Here is a 22400-nt window from a genome sequence, read left to right on the forward strand (position 1 = left end):
TGCATCTACATTTAAACAGGATTATTATATGAGCCTAAAAGATAAAATCGAAGATATTTTTCCCCTCACACCCTTACAAAAAGGATTATTATTTCATTCCTTATATGAACCAGAATCTGGCATTTACTTTGAGCAATTCCATTGCCGTTTAGAAGGAAATATTTCTGTAATTGCAGTCCGTCAAGCATGGCAAACTTTAGTTGACCGCCATCCAATTTTACGGACTGCCATTATCACCAAAGGGCAAACTGAACCCGTACAAGTTGTATTCCGCAATCTCGTATTTAAGATAGCAGAAGAAGATTGGCGTGGTTTAAGTAACTCCGCACAAAAAAGCCGCCTGAGAGAATTTCTCGAATCAGATAGACGACAGGGATTTATTTTTAATCGTCCACCTTTGATGCGAGTAACCTTAATTCGCCTAGGCGAAGACTGCTGGGATTTAGTGTGGAGTCACCACCATCTAATTTTGGATGGTTGGTCTTGGCCGATACTACTACGTGAATTCTTGATGTTGCACAAAGCAGCTAAAGAAAATGTAGAAATTTCCCTGCCAAATGTGCGCCCTTACGGTGATTTTATTGCTTGGTTAAAACAGAAGAACCCCCAAGAAGGTGAATCCTTTTGGCGTGAATATATGAGTGGCTTTGAAAGTGCTACTCCCTTATTAATCTTGTCCAAAGCAAAGCTAGGTAGTGCTTTTGAAACTGGAGAAATAAAGCACCAATTATCGCCCGAAAATACTGCTTTGTTGCAGAAATTAGCCCGTAATTGTAACGTCACCCTCAACACCGTGATTCAAGGAGCTTGGGCGATATTACTTAACCGTTATACCCGCAACACAGACATAGTTTACGGAATTACAGTAGCGGGACGCCCCCCAGAACTTCCAGAAGTAGAAGGGATGATTGGCCCTTTTATTAACACTTTGCCATTTCGCGTCTTAATATCTGGAGAACAAACCCTTGATTCTTGGTTGCAAAACCTGCAAGCACGCACAGCCTTAATGCGTCAGTTTGAACATTCGAGTCTATCAGATATCCAAAGATGGAGTGATGTTCCACGAGGACAACCACTGTTTAAAACTTTGCTGGCTTTTGAAAATTTTCCGGTTGATAAATCCCTAAAAACAGCAGATTTTGGGTTGAATGTTCCTGAGTCGTCTTTCTTTGAAACTACCCATTATCCCTTGACTTTAGTGGTTGTTCCGGGGGATGGACTCTCACTCAAATTAAGTTACAATGCGAGTTGCTTTGATGCGGTGGCTATGGAATTATTGCTAGAGCAATTTTGCCATCTACTGTTTAACATGGCAAATAATGCTCAAGCACCTTTGCAGTCTTTATCGCTAATTGGTCATAAAGAATCGGTAATTGAGAACAGGCTAATTACCAATTACGAATCACCAATTACCATCAGGGAAATGTTTGCAGAAACTGTAAACAAATATCCAGACCGTATTGCTCTAACATTTGAGAATGAAAGCTTTACATATAAAGAACTAGACCGCCGTTCTCAGCATCTTGCTCAATATCTCCAAAAGCAAGGTATTGGTGCAGATAAACGCGTGGTGATTTGTCTGGAGCGCTCTCCAGAACTGATTATAGCTATGTTGAGTGTAGTTAAGGCAGGGGGTGTTTATGTTCCTCTCGATCCGGCTTATCCTCGCGATCGCATCGAGTTTACCATTTCTGACTGTGAAGCGGAATTAATTCTCACCACAACTACCATCAGTTCCCAACTTCCAGAATCCACAGCTAAAATTTGTCTGGATGGGGAAGATGCGCCCTATTTAACTGAAAGCAATGAACCTTTGACAGGAGATACTCTTGACCCTAATTCAGGGGCTTACATTATCTACACATCTGGTTCGACAGGGAAACCCAAAGGTGTATTAGTCACCCAGCACAATGTTACCCGACTATTCCGCAGCACCCAGCAATGGTTTGAATTTAACGAGCAGGATGTTTGGACATTCTTCCATTCCTTTGCCTTCGATTTTTCCGTTTGGGAGATTTGGGGAGCTTTGCTTTATGGCGGGCGACTGGTAATCGTTCCTTATTGTGTCAGCCGTAACCCCCAAAGCTTCCTTGAGCTGCTTCACAATGAGCAAGTTACTGTCTTGAATCAAACTCCCTCTGCTTTTGTTCAATTACTAGCAGCAGAATCAAGTGTGAGAGAGATTGCCTCTCCCCTACGATACATCATTTTTGGCGGCGAAGCCCTGAATTTACCAAGTTTGCGTCCCTGGTTTGAACGTCATGAAGAAAATCAGACGTGCTTGGTGAATATGTACGGAATTACAGAGACAACAGTCCACGTCACCTATAGAGTTATTAGCAAAAAAGATATAGACGAATCATCTGGTAGCTTAATTGGTCAACCAATCCCCGATTTACGTCTCCATATCCTGGATTCTGATGGTAATCTCCTACCAACTGGAGTGATTGGTGAAATTTTTGTTGGGGGTGCTGGAGTGGCGCGTGGTTATCTTAACCGACCAGAACTCACCGCAGAACGGTTTGTTGAAGATGCTTTTTCAGTAGATTCACTATCGCGTTTGTATCGCACTGGTGATTTAGGACGTTTTCTCCCTAACGGCGATTTGGAATATCTAGGACGCATAGATTATCAAGTGAAAATTCGCGGCTTCCGCATTGAAATTGGCGAAATTGAAGCCGTTATTTCCCAGTTCCCTGAGGTGCAGGAAACTATTGTTTTAGTTCATTCTGAAGCCCAAAGTAATCAACAACGCTTAATTGCTTATGTAGTTTGTACTCCTGGAAAGCAACCAACCATCGAAACACTGCGAAATTATTTGCAGCGGCATTTGCCAGATTATATGATACCGTCGCAGATTGTTTATCTGGAGCGATTACCACTGACAGCTAATGGTAAAATCGATCGCAAAGCGCTACCCGCACCAGAAATTAAACGGGAAAATCTTGAAGTTACCTTTGTTCCTCCCGCTACACCCATCGAGGAAATTTTAGCTGACATCTGGCAACAAGTTTTAGGTATAAATCGCATCGGAAGATTTGATAATTATTTTGTTTTAGGTGGCGATTCTATCCGCAGTATCCGCGTTGTTTCGCTCGCACAAACTCAAGGATTGAACTTAAAATTAGAGCAAATTTTTGCTCATCCTGTGCTGTTGGATTTAGCCAACTTGTTGGCAGAATCAGAAGTAGTAGACAGCGATAATATTGATGAAGAACCCTTCGCCTTAATTTCACTTGCAGATAAAGAAAAGTTACAAAATTGGGCTGAAGATGCCTATCCTTTGGCACAACTGCAAGCAGGAATGCTCTTTCATGGTGAATATTCACAAAGTTCTAGAACTTACCATGATGTTTTTAGCTTCCGAATTCGTATACCTTTCGATCTCAAAGTTTGGGAAGCAGCTTATACCCAAATGTTTGCCAGACATCAGATATTACGGACGGCATTTTATTTAGCTGAATTTAGTCAACCGATTCAGGCAGTTGTTAAAGAAGTAACTGCTAAAGTTGTTTTTGAGGATTTAACTAATTTATCGCCCTCAGCACAAGATGATTATGTAAAAACATTTATTGCCAAAGAACGGGAGAATCGCTTCGAGTACAAGAGTGCGCCGTTAATGCGTTTTCATATTCACCTACTCGATGATAATGTGATGCAAGCATCTTTTACTTTGCATCATGCCATCATGGATGGATGGAGTTTAGCTAACTTTTTATCAGAATTAACAGGCTTATACCTATATCTACTCGATCGGGGTGTACCTGCGCCACCAACTCCACCAGCTTTGAAATACTCTAGGTTTATTACTTTAGAAAAACAAGCTTTGGTTGACAGTAATCAGCGAGAGTTTTGGCAAAATAAACTGGCGGAAATTCCCTTCACTAGACTACCAAGGTGGACGGGTATGCTTCCCCTAGAAACGAAAATGGGAAAATTTGATCTCACTTTATCAGAAACAATTTCCCACAACTTAAAAGATTTATCTAAGCAATTGGGCGTTCCTCTAAAAACGTTATTACTAGCAGTTCATCTCCAAATTATTGGTTTTTGCTCTGGCGACACAGAAGTGGTTACTGGATTGGTGAGCAATGGTAGACCGACAGAAACTGATAGCGATCGCGTTTTAGGACTATTCTTAAATACATTGCCATTACGCTTGTCTTTACCGAGAGGTTCTTGGGTTGATTTAATTGCAGAAACTTGGCGGGCTGAACAAGAGTTAATGCCAAATCGTCGGTTTCCTTTGGCAGAATTGCAAAGGTTAAATGGGAATCAACCTTTATATGAAACATCTTTTAATTTTGTTCATTTCCACGTTTATCAAGGACTGCTCAATTGGCGAGAAGTAGAATTAATCCAGGCGGAATCTTTAGATGAAACAAATATTCCTTTTGCTGTCAGTTGGAGTGAGGAAGTAGGTGCAGGACTTCTTTCATTTAATATCACTTACGATCGTCAACAATTTAATGATGAGCAAATCAAGAATATTGTTAACTATTACCAAAGAAGTTTGAAGTCCCTAATTGCAAATCCACAAGCTCATCGTGAATTAGGCATAGATAGTTTAATTCAAAATTTGCAATTACCAATCCCCAATTTCCAATCACTAATACATGAAAATTTCGCCCAACAAGCAGCAAAAAATCCTGATTCTATCGCTGTTATTTGTGAGGGAGAAAGTTGGACTTATGCCCAATTGAATCAAAAAGCCAATCAGTTGGCGCGATTTTTGGGTGAGTTTGGTATTAGTGTAGAACAGCCTGTGGGTATTTATTTGGAACGTTCTTTAGACATGGTTTGCGCTATGTTGGCGGTTCTGAAGGCAGGTGGTTGCTATGTGCCAATTGACCCTCATTATCCAGCTGTGCGTATTCAGTCGATGTTGGAGGATGCTCATGTTAGTTTGCTGCTGTCTCGTTCTGATTTAGAAATGTGGGATGGGAAAAACGAACCGCAAAGTAACGAGAGTAAAACAAATTTTTTGGATAATTTTTGTCAAGTTATCTGTGTTGATATTTATAGGGAAGAAATTGCAGTTCAATCTGTTGAAGATTTACAAATTCAGGTTTTGGCTGACAATATCGCCTATATCATATTTACATCTGGTTCTACTGGACGACCGAAAGGTATTGCGATTTCCCATCGGGCTTTAGCCCAGCATCAAGCTTGGTTTTTGGAGACTTTTGGGGTGAATTGTGAGGATGTAGTCTTGCAAAAGACACCATTTAGCTTTGATGCTTCAGTGTGGGAATTCTGGACACCTTTGATGGTGGGAGCTAAACTCGTGATGGCGAAGCCGGGAGGTCATCAAAATCCGGCGTATCTAGTCAAAACTATTCAGCAAGAAAATGTGACTTTGCTGCAATTGGTACCGAGTCTTTTAGAAATACTCCTTGGTGAACCGGGATTTTCTGAATGTTCATGTCTGCGTTTAGTTTTTAGCGGTGGTGAAGCGCTGAAAAGACGGGTGTGGGATGAGTTTAGAGATGTTGCATCTAACTTCTCTACATTAGTGAATCTTTATGGGCCGGCGGAAACAACTATTGATGTTGCTTTTCATTGTTGTGGAGAAAAGGAAATTACCGAAGTTATTCCCATCGGCAAACCAGTCAGCAACACTCGTTTATATATCCTAAATTCTCATCTGCAACCTGTGCCTATTGGTACACCGGGTGAATTATTTGTGGCTGGCTCCCAATTAGCTCGTGGTTACTGGAATTCCCCAAGCATGACCGCTGCAAGCTTTTTACCCGATCCTTTTGTTGAAAATGCAGGCAGTCGGATGTATCGCACAGGCGATCGCGCCCGGTATTTACCTGATGGTAGGATTGAGTTTCTAGGACGTGCAGATCGACAAGTCAAAATTCGAGGTTTCCGCATCGAAACTGGCGAGATTGTGGCAGCTTTAGAAAAACAAGCTTGGGTAGTTCGGGCTGTCACCAAAGCTATTGCTACTCCTGGTAAACCCAATCGACTAGTTGCTTATCTGGAATTGAAAATACCACCGACATCCTGGCAAACAGTTTTGCGATCGCAATTATCTGCCCTGCTCCCTGATTATATGATTCCTTCGGTGTTTGTCAGTCTCGATGCTTGGCCGTTACTGCCTAATGGGAAAATTAACCTTAACGCTTTACCCGCTCCTGATGAAGAGAATATCATAGCCCGTGAGGAATATATCGCCCCACAAACCAAAACTGAAGAGATTTTAACTAAACTTTGGCAGCAAGTACTACAAGTATCCCGTGTGGGAATTAAAGATGACTTCTTTGAACTGGGAGGAGATTCGATTCTTGCCCTGCAAATTATTGCTAAAGCACGGGATGCTGGACTTTATTTCACGCCACAAGATTTGTTTAAAAATCCCCAAGTTGCAGCACTTACACCTCATATTAAAACAACAGCAAAATTACCCAATGCTTTATCAATTCCTGTAGGTAGTGAAGTAGCGCTAACTCCTATTCAGCAATGGTTTTTCCAGCAATCTTTACAACATCCTGAATACTGGAATCAGACGGTTTTATTGGATATAAAACCGGGATTTAATGCGTCACATTTTCAAACAGTTTTAAGTCATATTGCCGCAAGTCATCCAGCTTTTCGCCTGCGATTCCGCCAAACCGAAGCTGGATGGATACAATGGTTAGATGATGATAGTCATGTTTTAAATTTTGATATTGTAAACCAAACTGCTATTTCTCAAACAGAATTACAAAAAATTGCCAGTCAATTTCAAGCACAACTTAATTTAGCTACTGGCCCTCTATTTCGCGCCGTCTACTTCCATAATGATGAGAATAAATCCGATAAATTACTGCTAATTATCCATCACCTTATAGTTGATGGTATTTCGTGGCGCGTTATTTTGCAAGATTTAGCGATCGCTTGTGATGCTTTACAAAAGGAACAGGAAATTTCCTTATCTGCTCATAGTGTCGGTTTCCCACAGTGGACTCAACATCTACATACCCTAACTGAAAATTCTGATTGGCAAGAAGAAGTAGCTTTCTGGAAAACCCAACAAGTTTCTAATTCAGAATTACCCCTTGATTTTCCTGATGGCATAGCAGAAAATACAGAAATTTCTGCTACTCAAATAGAATGCAATTTCAGCGAATATGAAACTGATAGTCTGCTGTATGAACTACCGCGCACTCACAAAGTTAGGATTCAGGAAGTTTTGCTAGCAGTTCTTTTAGAAGTGGTAACAGAATGGACAGGTGAATCAAAAATATTAATTGCCCTAGAAAGTCACGGACGAGAAAGCGATTTTACTGCCATTGATGTCTCTGATGCTGTGGGATGGTTTACATCTCTTTTTCCTTGCAAACTAGAGAAAACTCAAAAGAGCAATTTAAAAGGCGTTAAAGAACAGTTGCGGAACTTGCCAAATAATGGCTTTGCTTATGGTATCCTTTCTCAAAAACCAGAATTCGCGTCTATCTTACCGCCAATTACCCAAGGCATCCTCTTTAACTACTTGGGGCAATTTGATGAAAATCTTTCCCAAGCAGCACCCTTTACCCCAGCCACCGAAGATGTCGGACTATCTCGACACCCAAAAAATAGGCGGGCTTTTCAACTAGAAATTACTAGTTTAATTGCTAACGGCAAACTCCAAATACGGTTTGGTTTTAGCAAAGCTTTGCACCGAGAAGAAACGATTCGCCGTTTAGCAGATAGTTTTTCTAAACATTTACAGACTTTGTTAGCAACTAGCCGCCAGCAAGAATACAGTTTAACATCTACTGATTTTCCCCTCGCTAACCTTAATTCAGAACAATTAGTTATTGCTTTGGCGCGAACTACTGATGTAGAAGATATTTATCCTCTATCCCCTGTTCAGGAAGGAATACTTTTCCATGCAAATTATGAATCAGAAAAAGATATTTATCTGCAACAGGTAAGTGGTGAAATTGAAGGGTTTCTAGACGTAGAAACTTTTAAAAAGGCTTGGGAATCTTGTATTAACCGCCATCCTAGTTTACGCGCTTCCTTTATCTGGCAAGATTTACCCCGACCGTTGCAACGCATTCACCGCCGGGTCAATTTGCCCTTTGTCTACGAAGACTGGCGCGGATGCGATATTAATGAAGTAGCAATGAAATGGTCAATTCTGTTAACAGCAGACCGTCACCAAAGTTTTTCAACGGAAAGGGCCCCACTGATGCGGATGACGTTAGTGAGAACCCAAGAACAGAAATGGCAATTTCTCTGGACTCACCATCATTTACTTTTGGATGGTTGGTCATTACCTCTAGTTTTCCGGGATGCGATCGCATTTTACCAAGCTAAAACAGAACGTCCAAATTTACCACAACCACCCATCTACCGAGACTTTATTGCTTGGTTGCACAAACAAGAATCTGGTTTGGCAGAATCTTTCTGGCGCAAACAATTAAACGGTTTCCGGGAAGCAACTACTTTTGGTATTAAAAAACACTATTCTGAAAATTACCAAACTTTACAAACTACTATCCCAAAAGAAATTTACACCCAACTCAAAATATTTGCTCAAAATAATCAAGTAACATTAAATACTTTAGTGCAAGCTGCTTGGGGCATTCTGTTGAGCCGATATAGTGGTTCTGAAGATGTAGTTTTTGGTGTCACTGTATCGGGACGTACTACCGAATTATCAGGTTTTGCAGAGATGGTGGGTCTATTTATTAACACCTTGCCCTTGCGTCTGAAATTAGATGCAGCTACACCATTGAAACCGTGGTTAATAGAATTGCGCGATCGCATCTCGGCAATTAATCAATATTCCTTCACTCGTTTAGTAGATATTCAAGAATGGAGTGACATTAAGAGAGGAGAACCGTTGTTTGAATCCATTGTGGTTTACGAAAATTACCCAGTGGAAGAAAGTCTGCGTCAAAATCCAGGAGAACTGGCGATCCATTCTGTTGAATCTTTGGAGAAAAATCATTACCCCATCAGTCTATATGCCTTGCCAGGAGATGATTTAACGCTGAAAATCGCTTTTGGGCAGCAGATTGGGAGTGCAAAAACACGAGGAGATATCTTACATCATCTAACCCAAATATTGACTAGTTTTGTTACCGAAAAACCGCAATTCATTGGTGAAATTAGTTTGTTATCGAAAGCGGAATTAGGTAAGATAAATTACCCATTACCCATTACCCATTACTCCAATACTCCAATACATGAATTATTCAGTCAGCAAGCCGCTCAAACTCCCGAAGCGATCGCTGTTTTCCCCTCCCTAACCTACGCAGACTTAGAACGCAAATCTAATCAAGTTGCTCGCGCACTACTACAACTTGGTGTAACGCCAGAAACCTTAGTGGCGGTTTGTTTAGAACGTCATGCAGGTTTGCCGATTGCACTGTTAGGAATCATGAAAGCAGGTGCGGCCTATGTACCACTAGATCCTACCTTCCCGCGCGATCGCCTGGAGTGGATGCTTGCAGACAGCGCGGCGGCTGTAATCATCACCGAAGATCAACTTGTGCCAGCGCTTCCAGCATCATCCGCAAAAGTTCTATTGCTAGATTCGGTTTCGACCCAACCAGCAACCGCAGCACCTGCGGTTGCTGGTAACAACCACTTAGCTTACGTTATCTATACATCCGGTTCCACTGGACGACCCAAGGGAGTACAAATTCAGCATGAATCTCTGGTAAATTTCCTCCTCAGTTTCCAAGAAAAACTGCGACTGACTGCTGCTGATACCCTGGTTGCAGTAACTACAGTGTCTTTTGATATTGCTGGACTAGAACTTTTCTTACCATTAATTAGCGGTGCAAAATTAGTCCTAGCTGACAAAGAAACTACCAGAGATGGATTTAAGTTAGCTCAACTAATGCAAACATCCCAAGCCACGGTGATGCAAGCCACTCCAACTACCTGGAGATTGCTCTTGGCTGCTGCTTGGCAACCAAATGATGGTTTTCGCATTCTCTGCGGTGGAGAAGCTTTGCCAGTTGATTTAGCCGCCTCTCTTCTCAACTCTCAGGTGAATCTGTGGAATGTTTACGGGCCAACGGAAACCACTATTTGGTCTACCATCAAAGAAATTAAGCTACAACAGGATGCACATTCTATAGGTAGGGGAATTGCTAACACATCAATTTATATTTGGGATAATGCTGGTAATCCAGTTCCAGAAGGGATTGTAGGTGAGTTGTTGATTGGGGGAGTAGGATTAGCACGGGGTTATCGCCAAAGACCAGATTTGACAGCCCAAAGATTTGTTCCCAATCCCTTAGCCACAAATCCTGGTGAGCGATTATACCGGACTGGTGATTTGGCGCGTTGGCTACCCAATGGTGAAATTGAATTTTTGGGACGCATCGATTATCAAGTTAAAATCCGTGGTTTCCGCATCGAACTAGGGGAAATTGAAACAGTTTTAGAAACTCATCCTGCGATCGCACAAGCTATTGTCCAAGCTATTGACGATACTGTAGCAGGTAAAAAGCTTGTTGCATATCTAGTTGTCAAATCTGAGGCTGAAAAACCCACTATTGAAACTTTGCAATCATATATGTTGGCAAAACTACCGGATTATATGCTGCCTGACTCTTGGGTGTTTCTAGATGCGATACCTCTAACACCTAATAATAAAGTCGATCGCCTTGCTCTACCGTTACCAAATCAGTCCGATCGTCAAGTTGATTATACAGCGCCGAGAAATGCGATCGAAGAAGCATTAACCTACATTTGGCAAGAAATTCTGCAAGTTGAGAGGGTGGGAGTTATGGACAACTTTTTCCAACTTGGCGGACATTCTCTATTAGCTGCCCAAGTTCATGCTCGCATTAGAAAAGTATTCTTGATTGATTTAGAATTGCGGGAACTTTTTGATACCGTAACAATTGAAAAAATGGCACAACTTTTATTTGTGCGAGAGCCTCAAGTAGGGCGCACTGAAAAAATAGCAAAAGCATTTTTACGCCTCAAAAAAATGACACCAGAAGAAAAAGCTAAACTTCTAGAAACAAAGCGAAAAATAAATTAAATATCAGAATGTGTAGAAAATAGTAATGGATTATTTTTCAAATTTTCAATTCCCCATTCACTCAAATGAAGAAATTACTTGTAACTGGTTCATCGGGATTAATTGGCTCTGAAGTTTGTCTATATTTTGCCCATCAAGGTTGGGCAATTCACGGCATTGATAATAACCAAAGAGCTATTTTCTTTGGCCCTCAAGGAGATACTCGTTGGAATCAAAAACGTTTAGCATCTGAACTTAAAGGCTTTGTCCATCACGAGATAGATATTCGCGATCGCACTGCTATTTTAGACTTAATTGATAGTCTCCGACCAGATGCGATCGTTCATACAGCAGCCCAACCCAGCCACGATTTAGCGGCGTCAATTCCCTTTGATGATTTTGAGACCAATGCTGTAGGAACACTGAATCTTTTAGAAGCAACTCGTCAATTTGTCCCAGATGCGCCTTTTGTGCATATGTCTACCAATAAAGTATATGGGGATGCGCCCAATGAAATCCCAATGGTAGAGTTAGCAACCCGTTGGGATTATGCTGATTCTGCCTATTGACTAACAAAAAAATAATTTTTGTCTATATACGAAAAAATCGAGAAGGGGATCACATATGTTACTATAGTGACTTACAAAAAATCAAAAAGCATTATCCTAATTGGTCTATAACTAAGCCATTGGAATTGATATTTTCAGAAATGGTTGCTGCTTGGTCTGATAAATTTATGTTAAATCAGAGATAACAGCAACTTTCATGTTATTTCCCCAGTCTGCCTAATTCCAGGAAAAATCTACAAATAGGAATTTTTTGATGAGCAAGCATGATTTAACCGCAGTGAGGCACATTGAACGGGTTGAACAACCGACAAGAGAGGAATTTGAAAGGAATTTTCTCTCTCCTAGAAGACCCGTCATCATCACTGGTGCTATTAATGATTGGAAGGCTCTATCTTTATGGACTGCTAATTATCTCACTACTTTATTCAGTGATAAAGAGGTTGATATAAGTGTTTCTCAAAATAGTATTTTTACAGGAAACTTGGAAAATGGATTTGCTAATTTGAGACAGAAAATGCAATTTAGGGACTTCATCAACATCCTGGGTTCAAAAAATAAATTTGATAAATTCTATTATCTGCAACAACAGTCAATCCCCAGAGAGTTTCCAGAACTACTGCAAGATATTAAGTTTCCAGAATATTTTGATGAAAAGTTATTTGTCGATCCAACTATTTGGATTGGTTCTGGCGGCAACACATCCCCATTGCACTATGACGCAATGGATAACTTATTTACTCAAGTTAGCGATCGCAAGCGTTTCCTGTTGTTTGACCCCCAACAAACATCTTCATTATATCCTTTCCCTGCTGGTTCAAAAATTCCCCACATGAGCCAAATAAATATTGAAGAACCAGATTTAGAAAAATTTCCCAATTTCCAAAAAGCCAAATATTTTGAGTGTATTGTCGAACTAGGGGAAATTTTATTTATTCCTGCTTTTTGGTGGCATCAAGTATACTCACTAAGCAATTCAAATCACGAGCTAAACATTTCTGTAAATTTCTGGTCTAAGCCACCTATGAGTCAATTTTTAACCCCTCCTGGTCGAAGATTGGCAGCACAGATACCCGCTATTTTAAAGAGAGCTTTGAGTCGATGATTCTATATTAGAATAGTATAATCTGTGATTTTTTTTAACCTCTGAACATTTGTTATTTACCTCATATTCTACCAATCACAAAATATACAACTAATTTATGAAAGATGTATGTAACTAAACTAATTGAACTAATTCGTGAATTGCGTAATTTTACTCTCTTCTGGCTGGGGCAATCTCTGTCTGAAATCGGAAATCGCTTGACAGGATTTGGCTTAGGTATCTGGGTTTATCATAACACTCATGCTGTTACACAATTAAGCTTAGTTATATTTTTTACAACTTTGCCAGGTGTATTAATCACTCCCTTTGCTGGTGCATTAGTAGATAGGTGGAATCGAAAATGGACAATTATTTTTAGTGAAATAGCTGCGGCTTCAATCACACTCACACTTGCTATATTGCTACTGACTGGCAATCTACAACTCTGGCATACTTATGTTTCTGCGTTTTTTACTTCAGTCTGCGGTTCTTTTCAAATGACTGCGAAGGGAGCTGCTTTACCATTGATGGTTCCTAGCAATCAGATGGGGAGGGCTAATGGCTTGATTCAGTTCAGTACAGCATTAGGACAACTGGTTGCACCAATCCTAGCGGCTATACTCATCGCCAATATACAACTTCAGGGCTTGCTACTGATTGATTTGTCTACCTATTTAATTGGATTATTAACCCTAATATTTATTAATATTCCTCAGCCAGAATCGAGTATTGTGCCAACTATGGGAATGTCTACCATCATCAATGATATTGTTTATGGCTGGGAAAACATTTACTCTCGCTTTTTCTTGCTGATTCTACTGTCATTCATGACAATTTATTTTTTTGTGAATGGCATGACTTCTGTCTTAATTAATCCCTTAATATTATCCTTTTCCTCGGCTACGACATTTGGGAGTGTAATGTCAATTGCCGGCGGTGGAATGGTTGCTGGCAGCATCCTTATGAGTATCTGGGGAGGAGGGAAAAAATCGCTCTCTCCTCTGTTTCTATTTTCGGCATTAAATGGAATAGGTTTAATAATCACTGGTATTAAACCCTTTATTCCTACCATAGCCTTAGGCATTTTTATTTCATTTTTTACCTTGCCGATTATTCTAGGTATTAATAGTACAATTTTGCAAACTAGCATCCCGCCAAATATTCAGGGACGTGTTCTTTCATTGTTCTACACTTTGGCGGGCTTGGCTGGGGCTTTTGGTAATCTTAGCGCCAGCCCTCTAACTGATGGTTTTTTGGAACCTATGCTATCTACTGATGGGGTACTTGCTAGTACTGTTGGGCGGTTGATTGAAACTGGTTCAGGGCGTGGAATCGGTTTTTTAATGGTTCTTGAAGGGCTACTTGTTTTAATTATCTCAGTCATTTTGTACAATTACTTTGCATTAAAACAAATGGATGAAGAATTGTTAAATACTAATGAGCTAATAGTAAAGAATAAGATAATAAATACGTTGGATCAAGAACATTAAAAAGTTATTCAACTGCTTCAAAACTGCAATATCTGTCACTAGAACATGGTAAGCAAATTTTTTTTAGCCTCATTGAGGTATCTTTGAAATGGAGAAAATTACTGCTACTGTCTACGATACAATTGACCCATACCAATGGGTTACAGATGTGGCTCATGAAGCTTGGAAAGCTAGAGATAAGGAAGTTTGGACTAATAACATTCAGGATTTGATCACGCCTGATGCAGTCATTCTTGATGCTGGATGTGGGCTAGGAAGATTACTTCCTCGTTTATGGTCAGCTAAAAAGATTGTTATGGTCGAACCAGACCTCAGGAGATTTTTGCACGCTTCATTGGTAGCAAAATGTCTAATTAACCAAGACCAAGAAGTATTAAAAAAATTACAACATGATGGCTTTGTACAAACCAATGAATATGAACGATTGCTTCAAGAAATTTATTCATTACCACTAAAAAATGAGAAAGTCCCTAAAAGACCTTCCAAGCGGCGTTCACAACAACTTTCTCTGTAATGATACATATGCAATAAATGGACAAACCGCAATTATTAGCAGAAGCAAATCCCCCGACTTGGTTAAAAATCTTACTAATAATCCTCATTGGGTTAGGTATTTTCTTTCGCTTTGCCCATCTAGGACATAAAACATACTGCTGTGATGAATCTTGGACATCCGTAGCAATTTCTGGTCACACTGTGGCCGAGCTAAAACAGGAAGTTTATAATCATCAAGGCACAATTCCCATTAGCACCTTCGACAAATATCAGCACATTAATCCAGATCGTGGTGTAGCTGATACAGTGAATTACTTAATCACCTCAGACCCACAGCATCCCCCCTTATATTACGTAATGGTGAGATTCTGGGTGCAAGTATTTGGAGATTCACCTACTGGGATCAGGAGTTTATCAGCACTCATCAGTCTGTTCATATTTCCCAGCGTCTATTGGTTGTGTTTAGAGTTGTTTGAGTCTCCACTTGTGGCATGGGTAGCGATGGCATTAATTGCCGTTTCTCCTTTGCAGTTATTTTTTGCTCAAGAAGCACGTCAATACAGTTTGTGGATGGTAGAGATTTTGCTATCGAGTGCTGCTTTATTGCGAGCTATTAGACAAGAAAAAAAAGAAAATTGGGCTTTGTATACCCTCACCTTAGTTTTAGGATTATATACCCATTTATTCACAGTTCTGGTAATTATAGCTCATGGTATTTATGTAGTTATTCAACAACAGTTTCACTTCAGTAAAACCTTACTCAATTATCTGCTTGTTAGTATTGCTGCCTTCTTAATACTTTTGCCTTGGTTGATTGCGATCATCCCCCACACTAGCACAGCACTAGAGCTAACTTCAGGGTCGGGAGTAAAGTGGATAAATAATCCCTTCGAGCTAATCGCTATTTTTTTGATTCGAGTTACTCGAATATTTTTCGATCTTAATTTAACATCAGATATATTTGCGTTTAATAGGTTTACTCTTGAAGGCTCTTTATTTTATAGTATTCCTGCGTTAATATTCAGTTTAAGCTTGATTATTTACTTGGGATTTTTCCTCAGAAAATTTCCAATAAATAAAACCAGTCTATTGATTTTTATCTTGGGAGGTTTTCCCAGTCTATTGTTAGTGATATATGACCTATTTTTTGGAGGTATTCGCTCCATTCAAGTTCGTTACCAACTGCCTTTATATCTTAGTCTAGAAATTATTGTAGCCTATATTTTAGCTTTTAATATTTTGCAACAACATAATTGGCAGGCAAAAATCTCTCAATTCCTAATAGTCGGATTGTTCATAGCAGGTTTAGTTTCTGATGCCAGATTTTTTCAAGCGGAGAATTGGTGGCTGCAATCCGATGGTCAATATATTAGAGAAACAGGTCAAGTTCTCAATCAATCAGAAAAGCCTTTACTGATAATTAATGACTCTCCTGTTAATTTGGGAGGAATTCTAACCTTAAGTCATTATTTACCAAAAGTTTGTCTACTACCTGTAGCAGATAATTTTCTGCTGCCGATTTCTCCGAAATATAGTCATATTTTATTTATGCAAAATAGTAGTAGTTTATTTCATCAAATGGAGCAAGATATAACCTATTCTTTGAAAGTGATTAAAATACTTAATTTACCCCCTGGAGGTTTATGGGAATTTGAGAAAATTGAGCGAACTTAAACAGTAGTACTTGAGATTATATAAGTGCTAGAGATGGAGTAAAAATATGATAAGTATGAAACTGAATGAATTACGATCTTCAGATTAACGATCGCACAAATCGACTATACTTAACTTGGCTGTTTATGAGTCGGTTGATTCGTTTCGCCATAGTAGGTTTAAGTGGTGTATTTGTAGACTTGGGAGGATTCTATGTTCTGCATACCCTGTTGGGTTGGTTGTTAACTCCGAGTGCAATACTTTCAACAGAGATAGCAATCATTAATAATTTTCTCTGGAATGATGTATGGACTTTTGGTGATGTGTCTGTTCGGCAACAATTAGTCCAGCGTTTGCAACGTTTTTTCAAGTTCAACCTAATTTGTTTTTTTGGACTTATTTTCAATGCTTTAATTGTGAATTGGCTGTTTTATCGATTTAGAGTGAATGAATATTTGGCAAAATTGGTAGCAATCCTTTGTGTGACTTTTTGGAATTTTTCGCTTAACTGGAAGGTTAACTGGCAAACAAAGGAGACAAAAGTAGATGGTTTGAGAGATGGTGATAAGGCAAATCTCTCAATTTTTATGCTGATGATACAGTGAATTTAGTATTTTACAAATATGGAAAAACTGGAAAGAGAAAAACCGATATTCGCTAATAAGTTGAATATAAAGAAAATTTATGTAATATTTAATACAAACAATAGTAATATGCAAGGATGATTTCTAGAAGAAAATTTTGATTTATGAATCGGGAAGTCCATTACCTGAGATAAATTGTTTGCCAACTCCCCATCTTTAATTCGTAGGAATGCTATATGCGCTATTTTGACGAATACTGTGAAGTACATCTCGACCCTAGCACAGCACCATATACTTGGGTGTTTAGGAGTGATGAAAAAATCTCCCTCAGATTTGGTGTTCACTTATCTAAAAATCCAGATTATGGTCAGATAGCGTATGAATTGAATGATGGACAAGGATATTGCGATTCAGATCGAATTACGGCACAAACTGAAAGCATTATAGAAAATGGCTTCCAAATGTTCTCACTCATCCTACCACCTATCAGTAATGGGGGAGGATATCGCTACAGTTTAGGTTATGTGGATACATTTGGTAATGAACATACAAGCACGCGATCGCATTTTTTGTTAGTCTGTGATGAAGCACCCCGCTCAATGGCTGAAATTCCATCTGTATTCCTGGGCTATGTAGATAATCAGCCTTTATATGGACTAAAACCAAAGGTTGCAATGACATCTAGTCCTAATGATTGGGATGCACGTCTATTTTACTCAATCATGATCGATCGATTTGCTCGCAGTGCAGACAGCAACTACACTGGTCTAAGTGCAGTCAAATACGATCCGACTTCCCCCTATACAAGTCATGGTGGGACTATTCGGGGCGTAATTGAGCAGATAACATACTTGAAGTCATTGGGAATTAGAGCCATTATCCTCAGCCCTGTCTATGTCAACGCTGCTGATGGCTATCATGGCTATCATCCCATCCACTTGTTGATGGTTGATCCGCGTCTGGGTACACTTATGTGTCTGCGTGAGTTGGTGAAAACTGCTCATGAAGCTGATATTGCAGTCGTTTTAGACGTAGTTAACAACCATATTGCAGATAGTATTAACTGGGAAGAGTATGGGGGACCACCAGGGGGAAAGTTTAAGTATGTGCAAGGTGATGACTTTGCAGTCATGCCTTTTCCTATAGAAGCACGTAACACATTACTCTTCCACGGGCCTGAATACACTGATATGGTAAATCAAAGACTCTTTGGCTTTCTGGAAGATTGGCGAACAGAGACAAGTTATGTTCGAGAATTGCTGATTCAACACCTAAAATACTGGATTGCAGAAACAGACATTGATGGCTTCCGATATGATTCAGCACGTCATGTTGGTCTTGATTTCTGGGAGCCTTGCGTTGAAGAAATATCAAGGTATGCTGCCTATCTTGGGAAAAAGCAGTTTCTACAAATAGCCGAACACGCTGGCAGTACCCATGAAGAAGTAATTGCCTACAATGGGGCTAAATTTTCAAATCTGATTGACTACCCTACTTATTATGCTGTCAAGCATTCTTTGACTGATGGTAATTGGCTAGGGGGTTTGGCAGATTATTTTTGTGGTTTTCTAGAGCCATCACACTCATATCATGCTGGTTGGCGGAATAATATTATGTTCCTCGATAACCAAGATACAAGTAGAATTTTCCATCAATTCTTAAGTTGTCTAGGAAGCCAAAATGAAGCGCGAGTCCGTTTATATTTTGCACTTGCTTGCTTGATTTTAGGGCCACAAATACCTTCTATTTATCAAGGAACAGAGCAAGAATTTTCCGGCGCTTTAGGGATGCATCAACATCAGGATACAGGTGAGTGCATTGGTCATGATTGCTATGTGCGGGAAGATATGTTTGATAACCCTGGGTGTGTGTGGGAGTTTGGGCCGATTAACCGCAAAATTTTTGAACCATATAATAAAAACCACCCAAGTTTTTTACTAATTCGACAGCTTGCCGAAATTAGGTTTCAAAACAGACTAATTCAGAGTGGAAACCGCACTCTCTTATGCTCTAGGAATAATGGTCTCTGGTGTGTACTCATTCATGGTGCAGAGTATGAACAGCCGCTTTTTATTGCGATGAACCTGGGAGCCATACCAGTATTGGAGGAGGCTTTCAAAATTCCTAATTGGTACGGGGAGTTCTGCGGAGTCGATATGCTGATTGCTACATCAGGTGGAGTATTCCATCTTGTGGAAGGTGGTATGCGAATTAAACTTCCACCATTCACATTTGTCTTAGGACGACTATTACAGGCGACAAGTAAAGCTCAAGAATAGGAGCAAGTTTTATTGCCTCTCTAATCTCTACATGGGGGACACCTTGCTTGCTGAAGATTCAAAATCAGGCACATTAACTTCTAAGTCTCGGATGGCAGGGTATTGGGAGCCGATAAATGCTGTTACTAATATAAAACACCCGATAATTACGAACAATAGTCCAATACCACGACCAGGCCCAGAGCCAATTATTTGGCCAACCAGTACTTGAGACCAAAGTCCATCAAAAGCCATCAGTGGCTCGAAAACATAGTCAGCTAGTGGGCCTGCAACGATCGCAGCTAGCGGTACAGCGACCCCCCACATCGCTCCGGTTAATGCAAATACTCTTCCCTGTACCGACTCAGCAACTTTTGTCTGTAAGATAACTTGCACTGAGCCATTGATGAAAGGTGCAGTCAGGAAGAAAAGTAAAGTAGCGATCGCAATTTGAATGATAGAAGGCCGTAAACCAGCAATGGCAATGCACGCCCCACTCAATGACATAGTGATTAGAACAGGGCCGATCGAGTTCTGCCAACTATTCTTCCATGTACTCATCACTATAGCCCCTACGAACATACCAAGACCGCTAGCAAATGCAATCTGTCCTAATTTAGCTGGCGTAGTTAAAGAAAGAATTAGGGGAAAGCTTAGTACACTGACAAAGCCAACCAGGAATTGGTAAATCGTGAACAGAATCACAAAGCTGAGTAGTCCAGGACGCTCTGTTAGATAAGTCCAGCCATACAGTGTTTCTTGCAAAAGTGAGGTATGCGGAGTGTCCTCATTGGCATCAGTAGCTTGGCTTAACTCCGGGAATCGCACCAACAGAAGGGGAACAAGGGCAACTAGTAAAGTTGCGAAGTCGACGATCAAAATGCCTCTTTGCTTAACAATACCCAGCAGAATACCTGCTAGTAAAGGCGAGATGATTTGCTGAATGCCCATTCCCAATTGAATCATACCGCTCACCCGTGCTAAATCTTCTTGAGGCACCAAAGAGGTAATGGAAGCTTTATAAGCGGGCGTATGGAAAGCACCGATGATGGAAGTGATGATATTTCTGAGATAGATGTGCCAAATCTCTAGTTGACCAATACTGATTAGCAATATCAGAATTAGTGTAGATAGTCCTTTAAAGACATGACTAATAATCATTATCCAGCGACGATCCCAACGATCGACTAATGTGCCTGCTATTGGCGAAATGACGATGAGTGGTATTGTACAAGTCAGGGTCAGGAAAGCAAATTGGGTAGCAGAGCCAGTTTGCTGGAATACCGAGATATCCAGAGCAAACCCAGTCATAGAGACGCCAATCAGAGAAATTAATTGTCCTAACCAAATAAATGTGAAAATACGCATTTTTATGTATAAAATTATGATTTGGTTGTCGTTCTGTATTATATGTATACTTGGTCAAATTGAGATGAAAGTACTACTTATTGTAACTAAGAGGAAGTGCGTAAACTCTAGATTGCGGAGTAGATATACAGGAATAAAGTTAGCGATCGGTAGTAGGGGGTAAATTGCGATCGTCAAGGACACTCTCTTTTGAACCTGTGCGTGATTAATCCCTACCGCAGTAACTAAAAGGCATAGTTATGAAAATCCTCAGAACTAGAAAAATTTATATAGTCTACAAATGAATCGATTCAGCTTGAAAGCGGTTAAACGGTTTTGGGCGATCGCTCAACTCTATTGGTTAGGTGATGAAAAACGAGGTGCTATAGGTTTACTTGTGCTTCTCGGAGTTTTATTGTTAGCTACTACCCAAGTCAAGGTATTGTTAAATAGTAAACAAGGAGATTTAATTTCTGCCCTTTCCGATCATAATAGTACTAAATTCTGGCAAGGTATACTGGTTGCGTTCGGGGGAATAATTGTCTTTGGTTTTCTAAATTCTGCCTATGGTTATCTGCGAGAGACAATCGGCATTTATTGGCGACGATGGTTGACCCATCATTTACTTAATCAATATTTCACAAATCGCGCTTTTTATGAGCTGAGTAACTTCCACAAAGAGATTGATAACCCAGACCAACGTATTTCTGAAGATGTTGCCAATTTCTGCCAGCAATCTATTCAATTTTTGGTCAACTGTCTGGAATCTGTTTTTGTAGTAATTGCTTTTAGTGTCATTCTCTGGTCTATTTCAAAAAATCTAGTTATTGTTCTGGTAATTTACTCCATTTTAGCCTACGCCATAACAATTGGGTTCTATGGCAAAAAATTAACGCAACTAAATTTTGAACAACTCAAAAAAGAAGCTGATTTTCGCTTTGGTTTAGTTCGTATAAGAGAGAATGCCGAGTCTATTGCTTTTTATAACGGTATCCTTCAAGAAACCAATAAAATTAAACTTATATTTAATGAGGTTTTTAATAATTTTAAGCGATTGATATTATGGTCAGAGGTGTATTTAAATATATTTAAATATCAGTTTGGTTATCTACCCTGGATCATACCAGTATTGATTTTAGGAAACCAAATTCTATCAGGTGAAACAGAGGTAGGAAAAGTTACAGAAGCGGGTGGTGCCTTTGGGCAGGTCGCTTTTTCTGTGAATCTGATTATGTATCAGTTTGAAAAATTCACTAATTTTGCTGCTTCAATTAATCGCCTATACATCTTTTCTGAGTATCTCAAACAGCCAAGCAAAGCAATAGCTAATGCTAAAACTATTGATATAGTCATAGACAGCCGTTTAGCGTTGGAAAACCTGACTGTCCAAACCCCCAATTATCAAAAAACTTTATTTAGTAACCTTTCTGTAGCATTGCCAACAGGGCAGGGATTACTAATTATGGGAGATAGCGGTTGTGGTAAAAGTTCTTTGTTGCGTGCCTTAGCTGGTTTATGGAATTCGGGAACAGGTGTAATTGTTCGTCCAGAATTAGAAGAAATACTATTTTTACCGCAGCGCCCTTATATGATTTTAGGGACTCTTCGGGAGCAGTTAATCTATCCTAACACCAAGGTCGATCTCAGTGATGAAGAACTTCATCAAGTTCTCCACAGAGTAAATTTGTCAGACTTAGCAGAACGGTTTGGTGGTTTTGAGGTCGAGCAAGATTGGAGCGATCTTCTTTCTTTAGGGGAACAACAAAGATTAGCTTTTGCTCGGCTTTTAATTACGAAACCCAAATATGCAATTTTAGATGAAGCAACCAGTGCTTTAGATATTAACAACGAAGAACATCTTTATAGTCTTTTAGTAGAAACAGGGATAACCTTTATTAGTGTTGGTCATCGCCCTACTCTCAAGAAATATCATCAGGTTATTGTTAATCTTTGA

At 39.8% G+C, this 22400-nt stretch carries 10 protein-coding genes; 9 read left to right on the plus strand and 1 reads right to left on the minus strand.

Translation table 11 applies throughout. From position 1 onward, the window contains the following. Positions 1-28: 28 nt before the first annotated feature. The 8 genes from NSTC745_RS20810 to NSTC745_RS20845 all read left to right on the plus strand — a co-directional run bounded on the left by NSTC745_RS20810 (position 29) and on the right by NSTC745_RS20845 (position 19120). A complete protein-coding gene (locus NSTC745_RS20810) occupies positions 29-10990 on the plus strand; it encodes an amino acid adenylation domain-containing protein (protein WP_445632634.1) in 10962 nt (3653 codons plus the stop codon). Positions 10991-11055: 65 nt separating this feature from the next. Continuing rightward, positions 11056-11538: an NAD-dependent epimerase/dehydratase family protein gene (locus tag NSTC745_RS20815; RefSeq protein WP_445632635.1), complete on the plus strand. Its 483-nt coding sequence runs from the start codon at positions 11056-11058 to the stop codon at positions 11536-11538. A gap of 253 nt (positions 11539-11791) precedes the next feature. Next, positions 11792-12640, plus strand: a complete 849-nt coding sequence (locus NSTC745_RS20820; protein ID WP_445632636.1) for a cupin-like domain-containing protein — start codon at positions 11792-11794, stop codon at positions 12638-12640. Positions 12641-12744: 104 nt separating this feature from the next. Beyond that, entirely contained in the window at positions 12745-14109 is a 1365-nt protein-coding gene (locus tag NSTC745_RS20825; RefSeq protein WP_445632637.1) for an MFS transporter, read from the plus strand. Positions 14110-14197: 88 nt separating this feature from the next. After that, positions 14198-14623 carry a hypothetical protein gene (locus NSTC745_RS20830; protein ID WP_445632638.1) on the plus strand — a complete coding sequence of 142 codons (426 nt, stop codon included), beginning with the start codon at positions 14198-14200 and terminating at the stop codon, positions 14621-14623. 17 nt (positions 14624-14640) lie between these two features. Further along, positions 14641-16278, plus strand: coding sequence for a glycosyltransferase family 39 protein (locus tag NSTC745_RS20835; RefSeq protein ID WP_445632639.1), 1638 nt, complete (start codon positions 14641-14643; stop codon positions 16276-16278). Positions 16279-16343: 65 nt separating this feature from the next. Further along, entirely contained in the window at positions 16344-16862 is a 519-nt protein-coding gene (locus NSTC745_RS20840) for a GtrA family protein (protein WP_445632640.1), read from the plus strand. Positions 16863-17077: 215 nt separating this feature from the next. Next, complete coding sequence (locus NSTC745_RS20845) at positions 17078-19120, plus strand: alpha-amylase family glycosyl hydrolase (protein ID WP_445632641.1); 2043 nt, start codon at positions 17078-17080, stop codon at positions 19118-19120. 27 nt (positions 19121-19147) lie between these two features. On the opposite strand, the gene NSTC745_RS20850 is transcribed toward NSTC745_RS20845, so the two are convergent. Beyond that, on the minus strand, positions 19148-20467 hold the full coding sequence (locus tag NSTC745_RS20850) for an MFS transporter (protein ID WP_445632642.1): 1320 nt from the start codon (positions 20465-20467) through the stop codon (positions 19148-19150). A 280-nt stretch (positions 20468-20747) separates the two neighbouring features. On the opposite strand from NSTC745_RS20850, the gene NSTC745_RS20855 reads away from it, so the two are divergent. Beyond that, the gene (locus NSTC745_RS20855; RefSeq protein ID WP_445632643.1) at positions 20748-22400 is read left to right on the plus strand and encodes an ABC transporter ATP-binding protein/permease; all 1653 of its coding nucleotides are present in this window, start codon (positions 20748-20750) and stop codon (positions 22398-22400) included.

Source organism: Nostoc sp. DSM 114161 (assembly GCF_052692665.1).

Coding starts and splice junctions, on each gene's coding strand:
- NSTC745_RS20855 (WP_445632643.1), top strand. CDS start 20,748: ATGAATCGATTCAGCTTGAAAGCGGTTAAACGGTTTTGGGCGATCGCT.
- NSTC745_RS20840 (WP_445632640.1), top strand. CDS start 16,344: ATGAATTACGATCTTCAGATTAACGATCGCACAAATCGACTATACTTA.
- NSTC745_RS20830 (WP_445632638.1), top strand. CDS start 14,198: ATGGAGAAAATTACTGCTACTGTCTACGATACAATTGACCCATACCAA.
- NSTC745_RS20850 (WP_445632642.1), bottom strand. CDS start 20,467: ATGCGTATTTTCACATTTATTTGGTTAGGACAATTAATTTCTCTGATT.
- NSTC745_RS20820 (WP_445632636.1), top strand. CDS start 11,792: ATGAGCAAGCATGATTTAACCGCAGTGAGGCACATTGAACGGGTTGAA.
- NSTC745_RS20835 (WP_445632639.1), top strand. CDS start 14,641: ATGGACAAACCGCAATTATTAGCAGAAGCAAATCCCCCGACTTGGTTA.
- NSTC745_RS20845 (WP_445632641.1), top strand. CDS start 17,078: ATGCGCTATTTTGACGAATACTGTGAAGTACATCTCGACCCTAGCACA.
- NSTC745_RS20810 (WP_445632634.1), top strand. CDS start 29: ATGAGCCTAAAAGATAAAATCGAAGATATTTTTCCCCTCACACCCTTA.
- NSTC745_RS20815 (WP_445632635.1), top strand. CDS start 11,056: ATGAAGAAATTACTTGTAACTGGTTCATCGGGATTAATTGGCTCTGAA.
- NSTC745_RS20825 (WP_445632637.1), top strand. CDS start 12,745: ATGTATGTAACTAAACTAATTGAACTAATTCGTGAATTGCGTAATTTT.